Origin of the sequence: Simiduia sp. 21SJ11W-1, from assembly GCF_024138675.1 — a bacterium.
Lineage (GTDB): Bacteria > Pseudomonadota > Gammaproteobacteria > Pseudomonadales > Cellvibrionaceae > Simiduia.
In genome coordinates, this window is record NZ_CP090959.1 from 2036052 (window position 1) to 2058765 (window position 22714).

The window sequence follows — 22714 nt, forward strand, 5'->3', positions numbered from 1 at the left end:
TACACTCTCTTTCACTCTTATTGGGCTTGCCGATAAAGCGCGAGCTTCACCTGCGTTAAATAACTTTTAATATTCGATTGGTTTTCCGGGCCTAAACGCCACATCCATTTATGCAGCGCCGGCGCTTTTTCGAAGGCCGGATCTACGTATTTATACATCACCGGGCTTGCATGAATTTCCGCATCTTGCGGCGCCTGGGGCACCGATTGCATTTGCCGAATGGCCTGCATTACGCGTTCTTCAAAGGTGCCGCTTTTGCCGAGCTCGGCATAGGCTTTATCCAGCAGCGGCTGCCAATGCCGATAGTAAGCCACCAGTACCTCGGGCTTAATCTGTGTGAACGCCTTCACCAGTGGGGTCGCGCGGGCATAATTTTCACGCGCTATGGCTGCACTTTTGGCGTTGCCCTCAATAGCAAAGGGGGCCATCTCATAACTTACCGGCAAATGCTTTTGCGACAAACTGCCATCGGCAATCTGGTCTATCAGAATTACCCATTTGCGCAGCAGCTCTTCACTTACCAACCACTGCGTCAGGCTGGGGGAGAGGCTATTAACCACAGCCACAATATATTCGTGACTCTCGTTAATTGAAGGCGCCACAGGCAGCAGTTTAGGCTTTTGCTCAATCTGCTTTTGGGCTGCAGGGTCTGGGGCCTCCTGCGCTTGCGCTGCGGGCTCAGGCATCCGCTCTATGGGCGCAGGCTGCACTGGCACGGCCACAGTCTCATGGGTTTCGGGTTGATCACGCAATAAAAAATAGCCAATCGCGGCAATCAAACCCACGGCTACAACTAACAACACGCCTTGCTGACGACTCATAATGTGTGCCTTATCAACACTGATAGAAGCCCATAAGCTAACATAATCGTGCGCAATGCCACCATTGGCCCATAAAAAAATAACGGGGGCCAAGCCCCCGTTAGTTAATTCACAAACACCCGTGCATTGCGGAACATCCGCATCCAGGGTGAATCTTCACCCCACTCCTCTGGGTGCCAGGAGTTGGTGACCGTGCGGAACACGCGCTCGGGGTGTGGCATCATGATGGTCGCACGGCCATCACGGCTGGTAACAGATGTAATACCCAAAGGCGAACCGTTGGGGTTAGCCGGGTAGCTTTGCGTGGGCGCCAGGTTGTTGTCGATATAGCGCATGGCTACCAAACCGCTATCAAGCAATTCGGCGGGCGCCTGGGCCTGTGCAAATTCAGCGCGCCCCTCGCCATGAGCCACGGCAACCGGCATGTGCGACCCCTGCATACCCTCAAACAATACCGATGGGCTGGCCTGAATTTGAACCAAGCTAAAGCGCGCCTCAAATTGCTCAGATTGGTTACGCACAAAACGTGGCCAATTATCGGCGCCGGGAATGAGCGACTTAAGGTTAGACATCATCTGGCAGCCATTACACACACCGAGCGAAAAGGTGTCTGGGCGATGGAAAAACTGCTCAAACATATCGCGCGCCTGGCTGTTAAATAATACAGACTTGGCCCAACCTTCACCTGCACCCAACACATCGCCGTAAGAAAAACCGCCACAGGCAGCCAGGCCCTGCATTTTGGCAAGATCAATACGGCCGGCCAAAATGTCGCTCATGTGTACGTCTACAGCGTCGAAGCCTGCGCGCGTAAAGGCGGCGCCCATTTCCACATGGCCGTTGACGCCCTGCTCACGCAAAATAGCAACACGCGGGCGCACGCCACTATTAACAAATGGCGCGGCAATATCTTCCGATGGGTCAAAAGCAAGTTTGGCGCTTAAGCCCGGATCCTGCGTCATCAGCTGGCTGAACTCTTGCTCTGCACAGGCGGGATTATCGCGCAGCGCCTGCATGCGGTAGCTGGTTTCGCTCCACAAGCTGTGCAAATAAGCGCGCGATTGTTCGAAGATCCAGGCGCCTTTTCCAAGGCGAATGCGCAGCTGGTCTTCTTCATTGGGGCGGCCAATAAAGTGCACCTTATCTGTAAGGCCTGCCGCCTCAAAGCGCGCAATAATGCTCGCAGAATCCTCAGTGCGCACCTGCAGTACCGCACCCAACTCTTCGTTAAACAGCGCGCCCATGGCATCTTGCCCGAGGCTATCTAACTGAACATCAACGCCGGTATTGCCCGCAAAGGCCATTTCCACCAGGGTTGCAAACAAACCGCCATCACTGCGGTCGTGATAGGCAAGCACTGCACGCTCGGCCAACAGCTGCTGCATCACCTCGAAAAACGCCTTTAGATCTTGTGGCTCATCAAGATCTGCAGGCTGCTCGCCCATTTCGTTAAACACCTGCGCCAGAATAGAGCCGCCCAAGCGGTTTTTACCGGCACCCAAATCTACCAGTAACAAATCCGAGCCGCCTTCAACGCGCGCCAGCTCCGGCGTCACGGCTTGGCGCACATCCACCACCGGTGCAAAAGCGGTAATCACCAGCGACAGTGGCGCGGTAACAGCCTTTTGCTCATCACCCTCTTGCCAGGCCGTGCGCATAGACATGGAATCTTTGCCCACTGGAATAGTAATGCCCAGCTCCGGGCACAGATCCATACCTACCGCTTCTACGGTGCGGTAGAGCTTTTCATCTTCACCTGTATGGCCGGCTGCACACATCCAGTTTGCCGACAAATTAATGTCAGACAGCTTATCAATACGCGTTGATGCAATATTGGTAATGGCTTCACCCACCGCCATGCGCCCGGAGGCCGGGCCATCCAGCAATGCCAGTGGTGTACGCTCACCCATGCTCATGGCTTCACCGGCATAGGTGTCGTAGCTGCTGGTTGTAACTGCACAATCGGCCACCGGCACCTGCCAAGGGCCTACCAATTGGTCGCGGGCAACCTGGCCCGTTACACTGCGATCACCAATGGTGATTAAAAACTTTTTGCTGGCCACAGCCGGGTGTTTTAGCACCCGCTCAGCAGCTTCATACAAATCGATATTTGCGGTTTCAAACGCCCGGGTAACCGGCGCATGGGCCAGGGCCTCACGGTGCATTTTTGGCGGCTTGCCAAACAGCACACTCATGGGCAGATCTACCGGGTTTGCATCGAATACTGTGTCTTTTACGCGTAGGTGTTTTTCACTGGTTGCCTCTCCCACTACAGCATAAGGCGCGCGCTCGCGGGCACAAATGGCTTCAAAGCGCGCCAGGTTTTCTGGCGAAATTGCCAGCACGTAGCGCTCTTGGGATTCGTTACACCAAATTTCCAGAGGGCTCATGCCCGGCTCATCGTTGGGCACTTTACGCAGATCAAATTCGCCACCACAGCCGCCATCTTTGACAAGCTCTGGAAAGGCATTCGACAAGCCACCGGCGCCCACATCGTGAATAAAAGCAATGGGGTTCTGACTGCCCAGCTGCCAGCAGCGGTCGATCACCTCTTGGCAGCGGCGCTCAATTTCAGGGTTTTGGCGCTGCACTGACGCAAAATCCAGATCTTCACTGGAACTGCCAGAGGTAACAGATGATGCCGCACCACCGCCTAAGCCAATCAACATGGCAGGCCCGCCCAACACTACAAGTTTGGTGCCGGCGGTGAATGGCGGCTTGTCTACGTGGTCTGCACGGATGTTGCCATAGCCGCCGGCCAGCATGATGGGCTTGTGATAGCCGCGACGCTCACCGTCAAAATTTTCTTCAAAGGTGCGGAAGTAACCGCAGATATTTGGCCGGCCGAATTCGTTGTTAAAGGCAGCACCGCCAATGGGGCCTTCGAGCATAATATCCAGCGCCGACACTATGCGGGCAGGCTTGCCGTAATCCTGCTCCCAGGGCTGTACAAACTCCGGAATTTGCAGGTTGGAAACGGTGAACCCCGTAAGACCGACCTTTGGCTTTGAACCCCGCCCCGTGGCGCCCTCGTCGCGGATCTCACCACCGGCACCGGTGCCTGCGCCGGGAAAGGGGGCAATGGCCGTTGGGTGATTGTGCGTTTCCACCTTCATTAATATGTGTATGTCTTCCTGGGAGAAACCATACACCTGGGTTTCCGGGTCTGGGTAAAAGCGCCCCGCCTTGTGGCCTTTCATAACCGCGGCGTTGTCGGCATAGGCGCTCAATACGTTAGCGCCGCCCTGCTCGTAAGTGTTTTTGATCATCTTGAACAAGGAGCGCTCTTGCAGCACCCCGTCGAGCGTCCAGCTGGCATTAAATATTTTGTGTCGGCAGTGCTCGGAGTTTGCCTGCGCAAACATCATCAGCTCCACATCCACAGGATTGCGGCCAAGCTCGGTGAAGCTCGTCACCAGGTAGTCGATTTCGTCATCAGCCAAGGCCAAACCAAGTGAGGTGTTTGCCGCCGCCAGTGCTGCGCGCCCACCGGATAGAATATCTACCCGCGCCTCGCGGGCCGGCTGCTGGCGCTCGAACAGCGCACGGGCTGCCTCAAAATTATCAAGCACCTGCTCAACCATGCGATCGTGCAGCAGCGCCAACACAGCGCCCTGCTCGGCATCACTCACATTGCCACTTATATAGTAGGCCGTGCCGCGCTCGATGCGGCGCACCTTGGCAAGGCCTGCATTGTGGGCGATATCTGTGGCTTTGGATGACCAAGGGGAAATGGTGCCCAGCCGTGGAATGGCCAGTACCAACTGCCCTTCGGGCTCGGTTTTTTCCGCACTTGGGCCATAGGTCAACAGTTGATCGAGCACTGCCGAGGCCTGCTCGTCCAGCGCCCCGTCGACGTCTGCAAAGTGAACAAACTCTGTGGCTAGGCCGGAAACACCCGGAGCTACCGACTGCAAGCTTGCGAGGAGACGTTTGGTGCGAAATTCAGAAAGGGCTGGCGCGCCGCGGAGGGTCAGCATAGGGTTCAATTACCTTGAGCTAGAGCGGCGGGTGGGTAGCGTTAACTTGGGCCAAGTGATGAATAGATAGCCCGAAAATCCACGGTTTTAACCCCGTAAATCAGCCCCTGAACCCGCCTGTTTTGGAAAGGCGGCAATTGTACTCGATATTACACGGCTGAACAGCCCAAAACCGCACCTGGGCCCCGCCTAACAACACCAGCAAGCAACCGACCAAGTAAAACCTGCGGCCATTGTGCAAACCATGGCCACCAAGACAAGCTGGATATTTAAGCCGCAGCCATAGGGCGGCCCGCCCAAATCGCCCTGCCAAATAAAAACAAATCAGCCAGCAGAGAAGGCGCAAACCCAAGGCTTTCGTATAAGCCAAGTACCTGATATTCCACAAGAAAATGTGTATTTAGGCGCCAAAAACAAAATTATGTACTACATTAAACAATGTAAAACAAGCTATCGGTTAGCAAAAACGGCCGTTAAAATCGCGCACAATTTGATCAAGGCGTGGTTGAACACCTGGGAGAAACGATGCTATCGACCCTGTCACAATTTGTTAAGCAACTGATGAAGGCCGGCGCCCTCCTCTGCTTGCTTGCTGTTTGTGCCCTGCTGGTTGAGAGCCGCCCGCTCACCAAACTTGAACAAATCCAGGCCGCCGGCGTATTGCGTGTTGCCTCTATAAACGGCCCGGAAACCTATTACGAAGACCCAGATGGCAACCTCACAGGATTTGAGTACAGCCTGGCAGCCGCCTTTGCCGAGCACCTGGGTGTAAAACTTGAAATTGTGCCCACCAACAACTTTGGTGAAATATTGACGCTGGTTGAAGCCGGCAAACAGGTAGATATGGCCGCGGCCGGTATGATTGTGACCCAGCGCCGCCAGCAGCAGGTCCACTTCTCAGACCCTTACCTCGAAATCAGCCAACTACTGATTTACAGAAACGGCACCGGTAAGCCCACGGAGCTAGACGCCCTGTTCGGCCGCAAAATCATGGTTATGGAAGACTCCTCCGAAGCCGAACGCCTGGCGCAAATCAGTGCCCAATACCCACAGCTTGAGTGGTCTGCATCCGCCGACTACAACAGCATGGACCTTATTGAACAAGTGCATGTGGGCGAGATTGACTTTGCATTGGTAAAATCCACCGCCTACGCCATTAGCCAAACCGTGTACCCCCGTGCGCGTGTCGCCTACACCTTCCCTGAAAAGCAGCCGCTGGCCTGGGCTTTTGAGCCAAGTAACGACAACTCGCTCAAAAATGCCGCCAACCGCTTCTTGCAAGGCTTAAAAGCCAGCGATCAACTGGCCAACCTGGAAGCCACCTATTTCCACCAGGAGCCTGCATTCAACACAGGCGGTGCCCTGGCTTTTACCAACCGCATCAAGTCGCGCCTACCCAAATGGGAACCCCTGCTAAAACAAGCGGCGGATAACTACGATTTCGACTGGTTAATGCTCGCGGCGATCAGCTATCAGGAATCTCACTGGAATGCCCGCGCGCGCTCCTATACCGGCGTACGCGGCCTGATGATGCTCACCCGCACCACCGCTGATGAACTGGGCATTGAAAACCGGCTAGACCCGGAGCAAAGCGTAGATGGCGGCACCCGCTACCTGGTTAACATCATGACGCGCCTACCCAAAGCCATTCAGGGCCAAGACCGGCTATGGATGACCCTGGCGGCCTACAACGTGGGCTATGGCCACCTGATGGATGCACGACGCCTGGCCCGCAAGCAAGGCAAAAACCCCAATGTTTGGGATGATGTCGCGGAAACCCTGCCGCTACTGGCGCAGCGCAAATACTATAAGCACACCCGCCATGGCTACGCGCGCGGCTGGGAGCCGGTGGCCTATGTAAACAACATTCGCCAGTTCCACACCATTTTGGCGTGGCATAAGCAAGTTGAGCAACGCAGGCTTGCCATGGCCGAAGCCACTCTGCTTAGCAGCAACAGCCAGGATGAATCAGCTAGCCTGCGCACCAGCCTTTAGGTTTAACAAATTCAACCTGCGCTTCAATAGATGCTAATTTATTGAACTGAGCTACCTTTGCTATAAACGCAGCTATTGTCCAACACTGCTTAGCGAAGGAACCTCACATGACCCAGTTGCCAACGGCCGACCAAATGGACGCCTGGTGGATGCCCTTTACCGCCAATCGCGCCTTTAAATCTAACCCCCGCTTCTATACCGCAGCCGACGGTATGTACATGACCATGGGCGATGGCCGCAAGGTTTTAGACACCAATGCGGGCCTCTGGTGCTGCAATGCCGGCCACGGGCGCAAAGAAATCGCCGACGCCGTTCACGCCCAGCTGCTTGAAATGGATTACGGCAACCCTTTCAGCTACGGCCACCCCAAAGGGTTCGAGCTGGCCAATCGCCTGGTAGATGAGGTAGCACCCAAAGGCCTGAACCGCATCTTCTTTACCAATTCAGGTTCAGAATCCGTAGATACCGCCTTAAAAATCGCCCGCCAGTACTGGCGCCTTAAGGGCCAGGGCACTAAAACCGCTTTCGTTGCGCGGGTTAAGGCCTACCACGGCGTGAACTGGGGCGGCGTATCACTGGCCGGCCTTACAGGTAACCGCAAGAGCTTCGGCCAGGGCCTGGAGGCAGATTTCCTGCGCCACACATGGCTTGCGGAAAATGCCTTTAGCAAAGGCCTACCCACCCAAGGCGCCGAGCTTGCCGACGAGCTTACAGACATCATTGCCATGCGCGATGCTAGCAACATTGCCGCGGTAATTGTTGAGCCCGTTGCCGGCGCCGGCGGCGTGATAGTGCCGCCACAGGGCTACCTGGAAAAGCTGCGCGCCATCTGCGATCAGCACAATATTTTGCTGATTTTTGATGAAGTGATTGCCGCTTACGGGCGCACCGGTGCCGCCACCATGGCAGGCAAAGTGGGCGTAACCCCCGACATGATCACCACAGCCAAAGGCCTCACCAATGGTGCGGTGCCCATGGGCGCGGTTTTCTGCAAGCAGGAAATTTACGATACCTTCGTAAATACCGGCGAGATGTCTGCGGCACCGGAATTCTTGCACGGCTACACCTACTCTGCCCACCCGGTTGCCTGTGCCGCTGCCATGGCCACACTGGACATCTACAAAAACGAAAAGCTGTTCGAGCGCTGCAACGATATCGCCCCTTACTGGGAGGCAGGCCTGCACTCGCTCAAAGGCCTGAAAGGCATTAAGGATATTCGCAACTTCGGTTTGTTAGCCGGCATTGATTTACCTGCAGGCGTTGCCGCCAAGGTAGCCGCTAAAACACTGGATAAAGGCGTAACGGTTCGCCCGGCCGGCGACACCATTGTTATGTCGCCGCCACTGATTATCGAAAAAGATCACATAGATACCATCGTCAATGTGTTGCAGGAAGTCATCCCAAGCGTGGATTAACGCCCGCAACACACAACAAAAAAGGCAGCTTTCGCTGCCTTTTTTGTTACTTAATACCTGACGGTGCAAAACAGCTAGTTATTTGCCGGATCATTAAAATAATCGCGCGCCAGCTTGATAACCACACCAGAGAGCGCAAGCACGGCAATCAGGTTTGGAATGGCCATCATGCCGTTTAAGGTGTCTGCCAAGAGCCACACGAAATCCAATTGCATGGTGGCGCCCACTGGCACTGCTGCAATAAACAACAAACGGTAGGGCCACACAGAGCGCTCACCGAATAAAAACTGCGCACAGCGCTCGCCGTAGTAACTCCAACCCAGCACGGTTGTAAAAGCGAACAACACAAGCCCTACGGTAATTACCCATTGGCCGCCGGGAATCGCCGAACTGAATGCAGCAATCGACATACCCGCACCTTCTGCATCACCTTGCCAAGCACCGGAAGCCACAATAGCCAAACCGGTAATGCTGCACACCACGATGGTATCGATAAAGGTACCCAGCATGGCAATAACACCCTGACGCACCGGGCTGTTAGTTTGCGCTGCCGCGTGAGCGATAGGCGCGCTACCAAGGCCCGCCTCATTGGAAAATACACCGCGCGCTACACCAAATTGAATGGTCATCATCAAGGTGACACCCACAGCGCCACCCATGGCCGCCTGCGGATTAAAGGCACTTTCAACAATAAGTGCGAAAGCGGCAGGAATGGCATCTATGTGATAAATCAACACAAATACACCGGCAACAATGTAGGTGACTGCCATAAAAGGCACCAACTTGCCCGCCACCTCACCAATGCGCTTAATACCACCGGCCAAAACGGCAAACACCAATACAAACAAAACGCCGCCGGTAATGATGGGGGCCACGCCCGTAGACTCTTGCACGGCAGAGGCAATGGAGTTTACCTGCACGGTATTGCCAATGCCGAAGGCCGCGAGCGAGCCGAAAAATGCAAACAGTACACCCAGCCAAGCCCAGCGCTTGCCCAGGCCGTTTTTGATGTAATACATGGGGCCGCCCACACGCTTACCCTCGGCATCCACTTCACGAAAGTGCACGGCCAGCGTGGCCTCTGAAAATTTTGTGGCCATGCCCAATAAGGCACTGCACCACATCCAGAACAACGCGCCCGGGCCACCCAGCCCGATGGCGGTGGCAACACCCACAATGTTGCCGGTACCAATAGTCGCCGCAAGCGCCGTCATCAATGCATTGAAAGGCGTAATATCGCCCTCTTGGGAATCAGCCTTGGGTTTAAACAGCTGCGAAAATCCATACCCCACTTTTCGCAATGGCAGCGCCTTTAGGCGCGTCATCATATAAAGGCCGGTGCCGAGCAGCAGCGCCAGCATGACCTTGCCCCACACGAAGCCATTTACAAGTGTTACTAGTTCCTGAAACACGTCATTCTCACTTATTTTATTGTTAAATGTTTAAACCACTTAGCTGTGGCAAAGCCACCTAGAATACAAATTCTGAACGCTGTGGAAATACCCCAAATAGCCCACCTGTGTGTACAAACAGGACATTTTTTTCACCCGCCCAGTGGCCTTGCTGCAATTGCTGCAACATGCCGTAAAAGGCTTTGCCGGTGTACACCGGATCAAGCACCAACCCTTCAGTGCGTGCCACTAATTTGATGGTTTCGAATATTTCTTGGCCGGCACGTGCATAACCCGGGCCTATGTATTCATCGAGTGTGTGCACCGAAAGCTTGGCAAGTTCCACCCCCGCATCTTTGCAGTTTTTTTCAGCCAGCGCACCATACTGTTGCGCCCAGGCCTGCCAATCTGCTTTCACCTTGCGGTTAAACCATTCGCTGCTATCGCACACGGCGATACCTGTCACCGGCGCGCTTAGGCCGCACAGCGCAGCGCCAAGGGTCAAACCGGCCTGGGTGCCGCCTGAACCGGTTGCACACACTATGCGATCTAACGTTACGCCAAGTGAGCGAAGCTGTTGGTGCATTTCATCAGCGCAGCCAATGTAGCCCCAGAGGCCCGTGCCATTACTGCCGCCCGTTGGAATTGTGTAGGCGAGGTTACCTTCAGCTGCATAACGCGCAGCACAATCACTAAAATAGCGCGCTACATTCGCTTCAAAACTGTGACTGGGGAAAAAACTGATTTCGGCGCCGGCCAGGCGATCAAGCAGCAGGTTACCATCGTTGTCGGCGGGTGCATCGCCCCTCAATAGCAGGTGACACCGCATCCCCTCTTGCGCGGCAATCAATGCCGTTGCGCGCGCATGATTGGATTGCACGCCACCAGAGGTTATCAGGGTATTGGCACCCATCGCCTGCGCCTCGGCCACCAGAAATTCAAGCTTGCGCACTTTGTTGCCTGAAAGGTAACAACCGGTTAAGTCATCGCGCTTCACCCAGATGCGGGCAGAGATACCGAGCGCCTCTGTGAGGCGATCCAGAGGTTGTATGGGGCTCGGGGTTTGCGCATAGCGATTGCGCGCGGGGTAGTTAATTTGATTAGTGTTAGACATCAACTTAACCCTGAAAGAAAACAGGCTGCACAAGGCAGCCTGAACACAAATTAAATAGACTTAATAGTGCCCTTGGGCAATACCGCGTGCACCGCCACCTTCTGGAACTTCAGCTCGATGTTGTTACCGGTTTCCAGCACGATGTAATTTTCATCCACTTTAACGATCTTGCCGAGCATGCCGCTGCTCAACACCACTTCATCGCCCTTGTTAAGGCTACTTACAAGCTCTGTGTGCTCTTTTTGGCGCTTGCGCTGTGGGCGAATGATGAACAGGTACATAAACAGAAACAGACCGCCGAACATCAACAGCGTGACCATTGGGTTTGCTTCGGGTTGCGCAGATTGCGCCTGGGCCATGGCCTCAGGGAAGAAAAATGACATGGAAGACCTCAGAAAAGAAAAATTCTAAGGCGGCAACTCTACAGGGTTTGGGAATTAGTGGCAATCGGGCGCAAGGGCCCGATTGATATCAGGTGTAGTCGCGAAAGAGCTTACGGAAAGTTGAAGGTGAAAGCCCCGTCCAGCGCTTGAATGCGTTGGTAAAGCTTGTGCGATCAGAGAAGTCCAAAGCGGTGGAAATTTGATCAATGCTTAAATTTTGGTCCACCAAAAAACCAATCGCGTAATGGAAACGCACCTGATCACGCATCATGGCAAAATTGATATCTGCCTGCTGTAAACGGCGCTGCAAGGTGCGCTTGGAAATACTGAGCTCATTAGCGACATCATCGATCGCCAGCGAGCCCTGCCCTACACGGCGCTGCAACACATCCATTACCCGCCCGGGAATGCCGAAGACAGCGGGCAGTTTTGCGATTTCTATGTACTCTTCGAGTGAGCGGATGCCACTTACGGCAAACCCTTCTTGCGAACGGAGAATCTTATCCGGTGACGCGTGTAAATGAACCATGCGGGCGACTCCTTCTGCCAACAATGCCAATGTTTCACTGTCGTCATCAGCCAAGCGGTTCTGCCCACGATCCTCGGGGCACTTCAGTACAAACACCAGCGCGGCCGACGCATTTGCCAACGGCGCCAACAGGTAGCGCCCAGGACCTGCATGAGTATACGCCAGCATCAGGGGGTTGTCGCAATTTTCGTCGAAAACATCCAGAAATTGGGGTGTATTTAAGCTAAAAAGTGCCTGATGAGTGGCTCCGAAAGACTCTTCTGCCAACACCAGCGATTGCGAATCCATGCCTTGTTCGTAGCGGTAACGGGAGCACCGCCCCAAAGTTCTATGGAAGAAAAATGCCTGGCTGGCGCCCAGCATGGCGCAGCCCGCCGCCAGGTATGACCATAACTGCGACTGAAACCCACCCACAGGTGCCGTAGACAGACGCAGCAGTACGCGCATGCGCCCTACCAAGGACGACAAATCTTGATCAGCCCAATGCGCTTTTTCGGCCTGGGCAATAGATATATTGGCTGCTGTGATTGAGATGGTGCAATCCCCCAAAAAACCCTAAATTTTAGTGGGGTATAAATACCCTCTATAGAAGCCCTCTAACTTATTTCTTATAACTATTTAACTCTAGAACCAGTGGCGACACGCCGTGGCCTTAGACGACAAAAGTTATCTTGGTGGGGCTTAATATGACTAATTACCATCTAAACAGTCATATGCTGCCAACTATAAGATATGGTTATAAGAAGCGCCAGTCAGATTTTGTTGAAAAGCGACCTGCTTCAAAGGGGCGTTCAGCAGCAAATGCGCAGCCTTTGAGCATGGCGGCCTGCAACCTTTCTACACAGGTTCACCCAAAATGCCCGGTACGCGAATTACAAAAGAAAACTTAGGGGGCCGAAAGCAAACAGCCCCGGGGCAAGGCGCATTTACACCTTGCCCCGTAAAAGAAGATCGGCGCCCTTAAGGCGTGCAGTACAAACAGATAGGTGAAATAAGCCCTGCGGCCGCTCATGGGCTTGCAGGGCTGCCTACAAACAGCGTTTGCAGGCGCGGGATGTATACCAAAGCCGATGCTGCGCCCACAAAGGGCCGCAATATCACGCTTGTGCGGGATCACTCACCTTTTAAGGTGTCTATCACCACATCGTGGTGATTAGAGGTTTTGAACTTATCGAGGATATGGGTGAGCCGCCCATCTTCACCAATGATAAACGTGGTGCGCACTATCCCCATGAACTCGCGGCCCATAAATTTCTTTAAATCCCAAACGCCGTACTTTTCGGCAACTTTATGATCTTCGTCAGACAACAGATCGAAGTTGAGGTCATGCTTGTCTATAAAACGCTGTAACTTGGCCTCGGGGTCTGGGCTGACGCCAAACACAAGGGTATTGAGCTTGGCGAGTTCTTTGGCTGAATCGCGCAGCCCACAGGCCTGGGTAGTGCAACCGGGAGTGAGTGCTTTGGGGTAGAAATACAGCACCACACGCTTACCGCGCAGGTCTTTCAGGGCCACTTTTTCGCCCTTTTGATTGGTTAAGGTAAATGCCGGTGCCAGGTTGCCAATTTTAGGATGTGCCATACATACTCCTTCTTGAGTTTGCGGGCCATTATAGCGGCAAAAAAAAAGCGCGGCCCAGCCGCGCTTTTTTATACATGCAGCACTTAGGCAGGCAATAACGCTTTAACGGCGTCACGCTCTTCCTGCAGCTCTTTCTCGGTGGCGGTCATTTTGCCACGTGAGAAATCGTTGATTTCCAAGCCCTGAACAATTTCCCAGTCGCCATTTTTACACACACATGGGAAAGAGTAGATCAGGCCTTTTTCAATGCCGTAGGAGCCATCGCTGTACACACCCATGCTCACCCAGTCGCCCTCGGGTGTTCCCAGCGCCCAATCGCGCATGTGGAAAATAGCCGCGTTGGCCGCAGATGCCGCTGATGAAGCACCACGGGCTTTGATGATGGCGGCGCCGCGCTGCTGTACAACGGGAATGAATTCACCTTCGTACCAGGCCTGATCAATCAGATCCATAGCCGACTTGCCGTCTACCAAGGTCTGGTGCAAGTCTGGGTACTGGGTTGAAGAGTGGTTACCCCAGATCAACATTTTCTTCACGTCATTGATGGTTTTACCGGTTTTCTGGGCCAACTGCGTTTGGGCGCGGTTGTGATCCAGGCGTGTCATGGCCGTGAATTGACGCGGATCTATGTCTGGCGCGTTGCGCTGAGCAATCAAGGCGTTGGTGTTGGCGGGGTTGCCCACTACCAATACTTTGATATCGCGCGAGGCGTGATCGTTGATGGCTTTACCCTGTACAGAGAAGATGGCGGCGTTGGCTTCCAGCAGGTCTTTACGCTCCATGCCCGGGCCGCGAGGACGCGCGCCAACCAGCAATGCGTAATCGGTATCTTTGAAGGCTACGTTCGGGTCATCAGTGCACACCATGCCAGCCAGCAGCGGGAATGCGCAGTCGTCCAGCTCCATGGCCACGCCCTTCAGCGCTTCCAAGGCAGGGGTAATTTCCAGCATCTGTAAAATAACCGGCTGATCTTTACCCAGCATTTCGCCCGCGGCAATGCGGAACAACAGGGAGTAGCTGATCTGACCGGCGGCGCCGGTAACGGTGACACGAACGGGTGTTTTCACAATAATTCTCCGTAACTGAGTTAGCCTAGTAAGCGGCGGCCATTATAGGGACTTGACAGGAAAATTCACCTGATCCCGCCAATAACCGGTATTTCGGGAAATGATAGCCCACATTGATGAAATGTATATCAGCCTGCAGTGTAACGCTTGGCCAGTGCTTGGTAGAGCGCCTCGGCAAAATCGGGAGCCGTGTGATCCAGGGTTTGAACCACCTCCACCAGGTGCTCATTATCTTCTCGCCCGGCCCACACCTTGCGATAGCTGCCATCTTTGTAGCCGTGATCCTGGCGGAAAAAATTCAATACGTTCTTACCCACATAGCCTGTGTACAAATCATCAAAGCTCATGCCCACCGCAGACAGCAAGGCGCCAAACTGGCTGACCGAAAATCTTTTATGGGTAATCACTTCGCCTGCAAAGGCTTCCAATTGCTGGCGAAAAATCTCTGGCTCCGCCTCGCCGGGTGTAACATCGGCCAAGGCCTTGGCGAGATAGGCCAAGCGGGCTTCCGGATCCGGCTGATCAGCGAGCACCATCGACAAACCAAAATGCCAGATATCAATCAGTTCAAGGCGCACCTGCTCTACATCAGGTTGTTGTTTTTTCCACCACTTCCAGCCGTAGTGATCCAATAGCTCGGCACATTCCACCCAAATCGCGCGGTACCAGGCAAAGTTTTGGGCTCGCCAATCGGGGTTTACTTTGGTGTTCATGCTGTCTTGCAGGCTCAGCATATTTTCAAGTTGCGCTCGCATGGGCTTAGGCTTCCTTGGCGTCAACGGGCTGGGCCCGGTTAAACAATGTGAAAAAGTTTTCAGTGGTTTGCCGGGCAAGGGTTTCAAAACTCACGCCCTTGTGTTGGGCGACAAACTCTGCCACTTCGCGTACGTATTTGGGCTCATTGGATTTACCGCGGTAAGGCACCGGTGCCAAATAAGGTGAATCGGTTTCCACCAGCAGCCGATCCAGGGGCACGTAACGGGCTACCTCACGCAGGGCCTCGGCGTTCTTGAAAGTCACAATGCCTGAAAGTGAAATGTAATAACCAAGGTCCATCGCGGCCTGGGCCATGTCTACATCTTCCGTAAAACAATGGAGCACGCCAGCAGATTCTACATTGCCGTGCGCCTTGATGAGCGCAATAGTATCGGCCCGTGCATCGCGGGTATGCACCACAATGGGCAGACCGGTTTCAGCGCCCACCTCAAGGTGCATGGCGAAACTTTCCTGCTGCAGGGTTTTCGCCTCTTTTGAGTAGTAGTAATCAAGGCCGGTTTCGCCCACGGCCACCACTTTTTCAGCCTTGGTGAGCGCCATTAAACGCTCGCGGGCCATGGCGCCGTCTTCAATATCCAGGGGGTGCACACCCACAGATGCGTATATTTGTGGGAAGCGCTGCGCAATGGCCAACACATCAGCCACATTTTTATCTGAAATGCTGATACACAGCATGTGCGAAACATCGCGCTGGCCGGCCTCTGCTATGGCAGTATCCAGGCTGCGCTCACCCAGTTTCAATCGATCGAGGTGGCAATGGGAATCCACTAACATCTATACAACCTAAACTATCTCACTGGCAAAACCGGCCAGTGCCAAGACACAAAAAAAGCCAGCGTACTGGCTTTTTATCCGAATGCGGAGTTTACATGGTATGGGTTGGCCTGTCTGATCCTAATGAACCGGCAAGATAGGTTTCTATCTTGGTGACCGCCATGTTGTCTTGATCATTGAATTGCACGCCAATTCCCGAAGCCCGGTTGCCCTGCGCGCCCTTGGGGGTTACCCACACCACCTTACCCGCCACCGGGATTTTCTCCCCTTCATCGAGCAGGCTTAGCAGCATGAACACTTCATCACCCAGCTTATAGGCTCGGGTGGTGGGGATGAATAATCCGCCATTGCGCACGAAGGGCATGTAGCTTGCGTACAACACCGCTTTATCGCGAATATTGAGGTTCAAAATACCGTTGCGGGCACCACCCAGTGCAGCCATACCAAAAATCCTTAATTACACAAAACTCATTGTTTGCGCGCATCTATGCAGGCCTATGCGATGCGCCACCCTTAAGCGGGCAAAGGCGAGCCCTCAGTGTAGCTCAGCCCGGCGCCCGGATTCCAGCCTCTACTTCGCCATCGCCCGGCACAAGGCCTGCCAATCCAGTGCCAGCTCCTCCAGCAGCAGCTGGGCATTGGGGTTGGCACCGCTGCTAAACGCCAGCCGCGCACGCCCTACTTTCTCGTAATATCGGTGTAAAATCGCAGGATCTCCCCTGCCCATCAAGCGCTGTGCCCAGGTAAGGTTCTCATGCTCGCCCCCAGCCCCCCATTGCAAGGCGCGCAGCAAGCGGCTCAACCACACCTGCACCCAACCGAGCAATTGCTGGTGATCTTGCGCCAGCCACTGGGCGGCTAGCTCCAGCGGGCCCATTTGCCCGAGCGCCAACGCCTCTAACCCCTTCATCAACCCCTGATGATTCTCCAGGCAATCACCCTCGAGTAAATCAGTGGCCGCAAGCGGCGCGCCGCCGGCCATATCCAGCAGCAGCTCAGGCGCAATGCGATTACCCACCAGCGGTGTGAGCCACGGGAGCACCTGCTGGGCGGGTGGCTGCCCGAAAGACAGCAACCGGCACCGGCTACGAATGGTTGAAAGCACGCCACTTGCCTGGTGGCTCACCAACAGCAGATAGGCATCGCCCGCTGGCTCCTCCAGGCTTTTTAGTAGCGCATTGGCGGCTGCTGTGGTCATGGCCTCAGCAGGGGCAAGCACAACCACCTTGCGCCCGCCTTGCTGTGCGGTTTTTGCCAGAAACTCTGTCACCCGGCGCACGGCGTCAATTTTAATGGCTTTACCCGGGGCTTCCGGCTCAATCAGCATTAAATCCGGGTGGCTGCCCGCTTTGACCAGCTGGCAACTTTTACAACGCCCACAGGCAAGCTCCGAGTTAGCCGGCGTACACATCAACTTGTGCGCCACCAAGAGCGCTAGGTGCGCCTTGCCGACCCCGGCTATACCGGAAAACAACAAACCGTGTGGCAGGCGAGCCTGGGCTATTGCCGTGCACAGCCCTTGCCAATGCTCACCCTGCCAAGGGTAAGGGCTTAACCCGAATTCAGTTTCTGTGAGTGTCATAAACCTCTGATATCCGCCCTATTTTGATAGCAACGCGCTTCGCCAGCGGCCACTTTATTTGCGATAATTCGAACATTATTTGGAGTAGCCAGTGCCAACCCACCCATCGCTCAAGCAGCCGCTAGCCTCGCCGACCACCAACCCTGTGATTGTGTACGAAGACGATCACCTGCTGGTTATTGATAAACCCGCCAACATGCTGAGCGTGCCCGGCCGCGGCCCAGACAAGCAAGACTGCGCCATTGCCCGCATTCAGCAAAGCCATCCGCAGGCGCTGATTGTTCACAGGCTGGATTATGCCACCTCCGGGTTGCTGGTCGTAGCACTCTCTAAAGCGGTGCATCGCAGTTTGAGTAAACTTTTCGAAGTGCGCGCCATACAAAAGCGCTATTGCGCAACTGTCGATGGCCAGGTGGCGCAAGATCACGGGGAGATAACCCTGCCCCTTATTTGCGACTGGCCCAACCGCCCCTTGCAGAAAGTGGATTTCGCGCAGGGCAAGCCTGCGTGCACGCAATACCGTGTGCTAAGCCGCGATGCGCACGCGGACACCTCGCGCGTGGCACTCACACCCATCACCGGGCGCTCCCACCAGCTACGGGTTCATATGCAGCAAATCGGGCACCCTATTGTTGGCGATGAATTTTACGCACCGCCTGCAGCTTTTAATAAAGCTCCGCGCCTATTGTTGCACGCAGAATATCTGGCCTTTGAACACCCGGTGACAAATCGCACGCTAACGCTAGACAGCCCGCCACCCTTTTGAATGTGCAAGGCAATGAATAACAAACCTGCCGCAAGCCCGTGAGCTGCAATTTACGACGCGGTTAAACGGCCGAGTATCGCGCTGATATCTGCTTGCACCTGGGCAAGCGCCTGACCTGCATCCACAACAGCAAAGCGCGCCTGCTCCGCCTTTGCACGCTTGAGGTAACACTGGCGTACGCGCTCAAAAAATTGCACCGTTTCAACTTCAAAGCGATCCAGCTCGCCGCGCACGCGCGCACGCTCCAGACCAACTTCTACATCAATATCCAAAAGCAAGGTGCAATCGGGGCGCAAATCACCTTGCACCACATGCTCCAACTGTTTTATCAGCCCCACATCCAAACCGCGCCCGGCACCTTGATAGGCATAAGTGGCATCGGTAAATCGATCGCACAACACCCATTTACCCTCGGCCAGCGCCGGGCAAATTACCTGATTAAAATGCTGGGCACGGGCCGCAAATACCATGAGTAGCTCGGCCGTTGGATCTACTTGTTCATCGCGCTGGGCCAACAATAACTCACGAATAGATTCAGCCAGCGGCGTGCCGCCAGGCTCACGGGTACGCAGCACCTCAAGGCCCCGCTCCGTTAACCACTGCTCAACAAAATCCATGTTGGTGGATTTTCCGACACCTTCGGTGCCCTCTACCGTTATAAATAAACCTGGCTTCACGAATGTACCTTTACTGACATGTTTAAGGGGCCTCGGGTGTAGAGCGATAACCTGCACGGCGTCGGTATTGGTATTTTTTTACCGCCGCATTGTGCTGCTCTAACGTATCGGAAAATTGATGGTAGCCATCGCCTTTCGCTACAAAATACAAACTGCTGCCGGCATCGGGATGCAGGCTTGCATAAAGTGAGCGTCGCCCGGGCAACGCAATGGGCGTAGGCGGCAAGCCGTTGATTCGATAAGTGTTGTAGGGCGTATGCTGCGCCAGATGCTTGCGGGTAATATTGCCAGCATAGCGCTCGCCCAAACCATAAATCACCGTTGGGTCTGTTTGCAGGCGCATGCCCTTTTGGAGCCTGCGAACAAACACACCGGCGATTTGTTCACGCTCGGCATCGATGGCCGTTTCCTTTTCAACAATTGATGCCATGATCAATGCATCATAGGGCGAATCGTAAGGCAGATTAGGCGCCCGCGCCGCCCACAACTCGGCCAGTATCTGCTGCTGTTTTGCATAGGCCTGGCGCAGCACAGTGACGTCGGAATCGCCTTTTTGGTAGTGATAGGTATCGGGGAAAAACCAACCCTCCGGGTGCGGCTCATGCAGGCCCAACAACTGGCTTTGGGCCTCCCAATCAAGCCCCGCCAGGCGCGGCTCTAGAAATTCCAGCGAATGCAAATGCTGCAGTGCCTGGTAGTAAGTCCAGCCTTCAATAATTTGTGCGACATACTGCACAACTTCGCCTTCAATAAGCTGCTGCAACAAACCAGCGGCACTTGTGCCTGGCGCAACGGCGTATTCTCCGGCTTTAATTTGTGTCTGCCCGGTGATGCGTGCATACGACACCCAGGCGCGCGCGTGTAGCAGGCCTTGGCGTTCGAGCTTATTGGCCAGCGCAATTAATGATTGCCCCTTGGGCACTTCAAGTTGTACGGGGTGTTCTATGGCCAAGGGTTTCTCGGCCCACTGCAAGAGGTAGCTGCGCGCACCAAGCACGGCCAGTGCGCCCAGCACCAACGCTAAAATAAAAAGGCGAATCAGCTTTTTAATAACTCTCTCCTTAAGGACTTGGGCCTTACCTAGTGGCGCTCTGAAAACACCGATTCTACCGCAGCCAAAAATTGCTGCCGACCAGCGCTTGCGTTAAAGGTTTTCACTTTGCCCAAGGCCTCATTGTTGCTGCAGGTGGCGCCTGCCATATCCAGCCGCCAGGTGGCCTGCACCCCGCGGTAGGCATTGATGAAATAAAGCGCATCGGCATCTGCAAGATCTTCGAGTGTTAGTGGGCGAGCGGCTTGTTCTATCACCCCTTTGGCCAGTAAACAGGCGCGCATAACACCCTTCACGCCTGCCTGTGATAATGAGGGCGTAACCAATTTTCCGCCAAGGCCCAACACCAAATTGCTTGATACACCTTCAACCAGCTGGCCGCGGCTATCGCACATTACGGCCTCATCAAACCCGCTAATGGCCAACGCACGGGCAGCCAGTACCTGCTCCAAGCGGTTGCAGTGCTTTATACCGGCCAGTGGGGAATCCGCCAGCCGCACAGGGCTAATACAAGCAGATATTTCCGAGGCCTTCTGAGCACTCGCAGGGAAAAACTGGATGATAACCTGCGCTTTCGCGTCGGGCTCTGGCTGGTAACCCAGGCCGCCTGCGCCTGGGGTGAGCAAAATTTTCAAGCGGCCCTGCCGCTGGCCTTCTGCCGCAGCAAGAGACAGCACCCTTTTAATTTGCCGGGAAATTTGGCCCGCATCTGGCGGTGCGATAAAAAGCTTTGGCGCATCAGCAAGCAAACGTTTCAGGTGCCACGAAAGCAGCGGTACCTCCCCCCCCATAACACGCGCGGTTTCAAACAACCCTTGCCCGTATAGCAGCCCGCGATCTTGCGCCGAGCACGCGGCACCGGCCACACCATCAATTAATGTAATGACACTTGCTGAAGCCAACCTATGCCCTCAAATTTAATCGCCACGTGAACTTAAACGCAAAAAACACTGCACGCAAACAAAAACGGCGACCATGAGATCGCCGTTGTGCGCAGTTGCCGGAACTTAAACCTTTTTAAATACCAGCGTGCCATTGGTGCCGCCGAACCCAAATGAATTGGACATGGCAACATCAATGGGCATTTCCTGCGCGGTATTTGGCACAAGATTAATATCACAACCTTCGCTGGGGTTTTCCAGGTTAATTGTGGGCGGTGCCACCTGATCACGAATGGCCAATACACTGAAGATGGCCTCTACGGCACCGGCGGCGCCCAACAGGTGGCCAATCATGGATTTGGTTGAGCTTACTGCAACCTTGTCCTGTGCAGCACCCATCACCGACTTCACTGCCTGACATTCGGCAATATCGCCTGCAGGTGTGGAAGTACCGTGCGCGTTGATGTAGTTCACCAACGAGGCATCCAGGCCTGCATCTTTAAGGGCATTGCGCATACTGAGCGCTGCACCTGCGCCATTTTCTGGCGGCGAGGTCATGTGATATGCATCGCCGCTCATACCAAAGCCAACCACTTCTGCATAAATTTTGGCGCCACGCGCCTTGGCGTGTTCGTATTCTTCCAGCACTAACACACCGGCGCCATCGCCCAGCACAAATCCGTCGCGGTCTTTATCCCACGGGCGGCTGGCGCGTGTTGGGTCGTCATTGCGGGTAGAAAGCGCACGGGCTGCGGCAAAACCTGCAAGGCCAACCGGCGTGGTGGCCATCTCTGCGCCACCGGCCAGCATCACATCGGTTTCGCCGTATTGAATAGAACGTGCGGCCAAACCAATGGCATGGGTACCGGTAGTGCAGGCGGTAACAACAGCCAAGTTCGGGCCTTTGAAACCATACTTGATTGAGAGATTACCGGCGATCATGTTAATGATGGCACCAGGTACGAAAAACGGCGAAATGCGGCGCGGGCCTTTGTCTTCAATGGTAAGCGCACCATCGGCTATAGAGCCAATGCCGCCAATACCGGCACCAATCACGGCACCAATGCGCTCGGCATTGGCATCGGTCACTTCAATGCCGGCATCTTCCCAGGCCTGAATGCCGGCAACCATACCGTATTGAATAAATGGATCCATTTTGCGGGCATCTTTCACCGCAAGGTAGGGCTCCACCTCGAAATTTTTTACAGCGGCACTAAACGTGGTTGTGAAAGGCGTGGTGTCAAAATGTGTGATGGGCGCAACGCCGCTTTGACCCGCCAAAATACCACTCCAGGTATCGGCTACTGTATTTCCCAAGGGCGAAACCATGCCCATACCGGTAACAACAACTCGTTTTCGCGACACGTTCAATCTCCAATCTGCGCACTGCAATACACACTTAGAAAGTTTAAAGCACCCTGCGGCTACGCTTTTCGATCATACAAAAAACAAAAGCCGTACTATTGCGAAATAGTGACGGCTTTTGCGTTGAACAGAAATTCCGTTCGGCTGATTACGCGAGGTGCTCGTTGATGTAATCAATAGCCAGCTGAACAGTGGTGATCTTCTCAGCTTCTTCGTCAGGAATTTCGGTTTCGAACTCTTCTTCCAAAGCCATAACCAGCTCAACGGTATCGAGAGAATCAGCACCCAAGTCTTCTACGAAAGAGGCTTCGTTTTTTACTTCTTCTTCTTTAACACCAAGCTGCTCGGCGACAATCTTCTTTACGCGCTCTTCAATGCTGCTCATATCGTTTTTCAACTCCTAGTTGGTAATATCAGTCAAACCGTTGTCTTAACTAGCCTGACAAGCGGCCAATAAATTTTAGTGCTTCGGCCAACACGGGTCGGCATTTTACATGGATTTTTAACCGGTTGTAACGCAAACCGGCCAAAATTTTGCTTTTACAGGCATAAACCTATAAAAAAC

Annotated in this window: 20 protein-coding genes; 3 read left to right on the forward strand and 17 right to left on the reverse strand. The window is 54.3% G+C overall.

Annotated elements, in window-relative coordinates; genetic code table 11:
- Positions 1-17: 17 nt before the first annotated feature.
- Both L1F30_RS09035 and purL read right to left on the reverse strand, forming a co-directional pair.
- A complete protein-coding gene (locus L1F30_RS09035; RefSeq protein WP_253355466.1) occupies positions 18-821 on the reverse strand; it encodes a DUF3014 domain-containing protein in 804 nt (267 codons plus the stop codon).
- 104 nt (positions 822-925) lie between these two features.
- Entirely contained in the window at positions 926-4801 is a 3876-nt protein-coding gene (gene purL, locus L1F30_RS09040; RefSeq protein WP_253355468.1) for a phosphoribosylformylglycinamidine synthase, read from the reverse strand.
- A gap of 561 nt (positions 4802-5362) precedes the next feature.
- Here purL and mltF point away from each other — a divergent pair.
- Both mltF and L1F30_RS09050 read left to right on the forward strand, forming a co-directional pair.
- Positions 5363-6796, forward strand: coding sequence for a membrane-bound lytic murein transglycosylase MltF (gene mltF / locus L1F30_RS09045; protein ID WP_256476047.1), 1434 nt, complete (start codon positions 5363-5365; stop codon positions 6794-6796).
- 107 nt (positions 6797-6903) lie between these two features.
- Positions 6904-8211: an aminotransferase class III-fold pyridoxal phosphate-dependent enzyme gene (locus tag L1F30_RS09050; protein WP_253355472.1), complete on the forward strand. Its 1308-nt coding sequence runs from the start codon at positions 6904-6906 to the stop codon at positions 8209-8211.
- 74 nt (positions 8212-8285) lie between these two features.
- On the opposite strand, the gene L1F30_RS09055 is transcribed toward L1F30_RS09050, so the two are convergent.
- From L1F30_RS09055 to L1F30_RS09100, 10 genes are all read right to left on the reverse strand, one after another.
- Positions 8286-9572 (reverse strand): sodium:alanine symporter family protein, encoded by a 1287-nt coding sequence (locus L1F30_RS09055; RefSeq protein WP_253361788.1) that lies wholly within the window; start codon positions 9570-9572, stop codon positions 8286-8288.
- A gap of 109 nt (positions 9573-9681) precedes the next feature.
- The gene (locus L1F30_RS09060) at positions 9682-10716 is read right to left on the reverse strand and encodes a D-cysteine desulfhydrase family protein (RefSeq protein ID WP_253355474.1); all 1035 of its coding nucleotides are present in this window, start codon (positions 10714-10716) and stop codon (positions 9682-9684) included.
- Between the two features lie 50 nt (positions 10717-10766).
- Positions 10767-11099: a preprotein translocase subunit YajC gene (yajC, locus tag L1F30_RS09065; protein WP_253355476.1), complete on the reverse strand. Its 333-nt coding sequence runs from the start codon at positions 11097-11099 to the stop codon at positions 10767-10769.
- Positions 11100-11187: 88 nt separating this feature from the next.
- Positions 11188-12075 (reverse strand): AraC family transcriptional regulator, encoded by an 888-nt coding sequence (locus tag L1F30_RS09070; RefSeq protein WP_253355478.1) that lies wholly within the window; start codon positions 12073-12075, stop codon positions 11188-11190.
- 666 nt (positions 12076-12741) lie between these two features.
- The gene (gene bcp, locus L1F30_RS09075; protein WP_253355480.1) at positions 12742-13209 is read right to left on the reverse strand and encodes a thioredoxin-dependent thiol peroxidase; all 468 of its coding nucleotides are present in this window, start codon (positions 13207-13209) and stop codon (positions 12742-12744) included.
- An 83-nt stretch (positions 13210-13292) separates the two neighbouring features.
- Entirely contained in the window at positions 13293-14276 is a 984-nt protein-coding gene (locus L1F30_RS09080; RefSeq protein ID WP_253355481.1) for a malate dehydrogenase, read from the reverse strand.
- A gap of 128 nt (positions 14277-14404) precedes the next feature.
- The gene (locus tag L1F30_RS09085) at positions 14405-15031 is read right to left on the reverse strand and encodes a dUTP diphosphatase (RefSeq protein WP_253355483.1); all 627 of its coding nucleotides are present in this window, start codon (positions 15029-15031) and stop codon (positions 14405-14407) included.
- Positions 15032-15035: 4 nt separating this feature from the next.
- A complete protein-coding gene (locus L1F30_RS09090; RefSeq protein WP_253355485.1) occupies positions 15036-15827 on the reverse strand; it encodes a TatD family hydrolase in 792 nt (263 codons plus the stop codon).
- 91 nt (positions 15828-15918) lie between these two features.
- Positions 15919-16269 carry a PilZ domain-containing protein gene (locus L1F30_RS09095; RefSeq protein WP_183909716.1) on the reverse strand — a complete coding sequence of 117 codons (351 nt, stop codon included), beginning with the start codon at positions 16267-16269 and terminating at the stop codon, positions 15919-15921.
- Between the two features lie 129 nt (positions 16270-16398).
- Entirely contained in the window at positions 16399-17409 is a 1011-nt protein-coding gene (locus L1F30_RS09100) for a DNA polymerase III subunit delta' (protein WP_253355487.1), read from the reverse strand.
- A 91-nt stretch (positions 17410-17500) separates the two neighbouring features.
- Here L1F30_RS09100 and L1F30_RS09105 point away from each other — a divergent pair, with 91 nt between their 5' ends.
- Entirely contained in the window at positions 17501-18175 is a 675-nt protein-coding gene (locus L1F30_RS09105) for a pseudouridine synthase (protein ID WP_253355489.1), read from the forward strand.
- Positions 18176-18225: 50 nt separating this feature from the next.
- On the opposite strand, the gene tmk is transcribed toward L1F30_RS09105, so the two are convergent.
- The 5 genes from tmk to acpP form a co-directional block, all read right to left on the reverse strand.
- Positions 18226-18792, reverse strand: a complete 567-nt coding sequence (gene tmk, locus L1F30_RS09110) for a dTMP kinase (protein ID WP_253361790.1) — start codon at positions 18790-18792, stop codon at positions 18226-18228.
- Positions 18793-18874: 82 nt separating this feature from the next.
- Positions 18875-19849, reverse strand: coding sequence for an endolytic transglycosylase MltG (gene mltG / locus L1F30_RS09115; protein WP_253355491.1), 975 nt, complete (start codon positions 19847-19849; stop codon positions 18875-18877).
- Between the two features lie 83 nt (positions 19850-19932).
- Positions 19933-20805 carry an aminodeoxychorismate lyase gene (gene pabC, locus L1F30_RS09120; RefSeq protein ID WP_253355493.1) on the reverse strand — a complete coding sequence of 291 codons (873 nt, stop codon included), beginning with the start codon at positions 20803-20805 and terminating at the stop codon, positions 19933-19935.
- 105 nt (positions 20806-20910) lie between these two features.
- The gene (gene fabF / locus L1F30_RS09125; RefSeq protein ID WP_253355494.1) at positions 20911-22149 is read right to left on the reverse strand and encodes a beta-ketoacyl-ACP synthase II; all 1239 of its coding nucleotides are present in this window, start codon (positions 22147-22149) and stop codon (positions 20911-20913) included.
- A gap of 148 nt (positions 22150-22297) precedes the next feature.
- Positions 22298-22534 (reverse strand): acyl carrier protein, encoded by a 237-nt coding sequence (acpP, locus tag L1F30_RS09130; protein ID WP_253355496.1) that lies wholly within the window; start codon positions 22532-22534, stop codon positions 22298-22300.
- Positions 22535-22714 lie beyond the last annotated feature (180 nt).

Bases quoted from the DNA above. Each gene is read 5' to 3' on its own strand.
- L1F30_RS09035 (WP_253355466.1), bottom strand. From the start codon at position 821: ATGAGTCGTCAGCAAGGCGTGTTGTTAGTTGTAGCCGTGGGTTTGATT.
- purL (WP_253355468.1), bottom strand. From the start codon at position 4,801: ATGCTGACCCTCCGCGGCGCGCCAGCCCTTTCTGAATTTCGCACCAAA.
- mltF (WP_256476047.1), top strand. From the start codon at position 5,363: ATGAAGGCCGGCGCCCTCCTCTGCTTGCTTGCTGTTTGTGCCCTGCTG.
- L1F30_RS09050 (WP_253355472.1), top strand. From the start codon at position 6,904: ATGACCCAGTTGCCAACGGCCGACCAAATGGACGCCTGGTGGATGCCC.
- L1F30_RS09055 (WP_253361788.1), bottom strand. From the start codon at position 9,572: ATGCTGGCGCTGCTGCTCGGCACCGGCCTTTATATGATGACGCGCCTA.
- L1F30_RS09060 (WP_253355474.1), bottom strand. From the start codon at position 10,716: ATGTCTAACACTAATCAAATTAACTACCCCGCGCGCAATCGCTATGCG.
- yajC (WP_253355476.1), bottom strand. From the start codon at position 11,099: ATGTCATTTTTCTTCCCTGAGGCCATGGCCCAGGCGCAATCTGCGCAA.
- L1F30_RS09070 (WP_253355478.1), bottom strand. From the start codon at position 12,075: ATGCGCGTACTGCTGCGTCTGTCTACGGCACCTGTGGGTGGGTTTCAG.
- bcp (WP_253355480.1), bottom strand. From the start codon at position 13,209: ATGGCACATCCTAAAATTGGCAACCTGGCACCGGCATTTACCTTAACC.
- L1F30_RS09085 (WP_253355483.1), bottom strand. From the start codon at position 15,031: ATGCGAGCGCAACTTGAAAATATGCTGAGCCTGCAAGACAGCATGAAC.
- L1F30_RS09090 (WP_253355485.1), bottom strand. From the start codon at position 15,827: ATGTTAGTGGATTCCCATTGCCACCTCGATCGATTGAAACTGGGTGAG.
- L1F30_RS09095 (WP_183909716.1), bottom strand. From the start codon at position 16,269: ATGGCTGCACTGGGTGGTGCCCGCAACGGTATTTTGAACCTCAATATT.
- L1F30_RS09100 (WP_253355487.1), bottom strand. From the start codon at position 17,409: ATGACACTCACAGAAACTGAATTCGGGTTAAGCCCTTACCCTTGGCAG.
- tmk (WP_253361790.1), bottom strand. From the start codon at position 18,792: ATGGATTTTGTTGAGCAGTGGTTAACGGAGCGGGGCCTTGAGGTGCTG.
- acpP (WP_253355496.1), bottom strand. From the start codon at position 22,534: ATGAGCAGCATTGAAGAGCGCGTAAAGAAGATTGTCGCCGAGCAGCTT.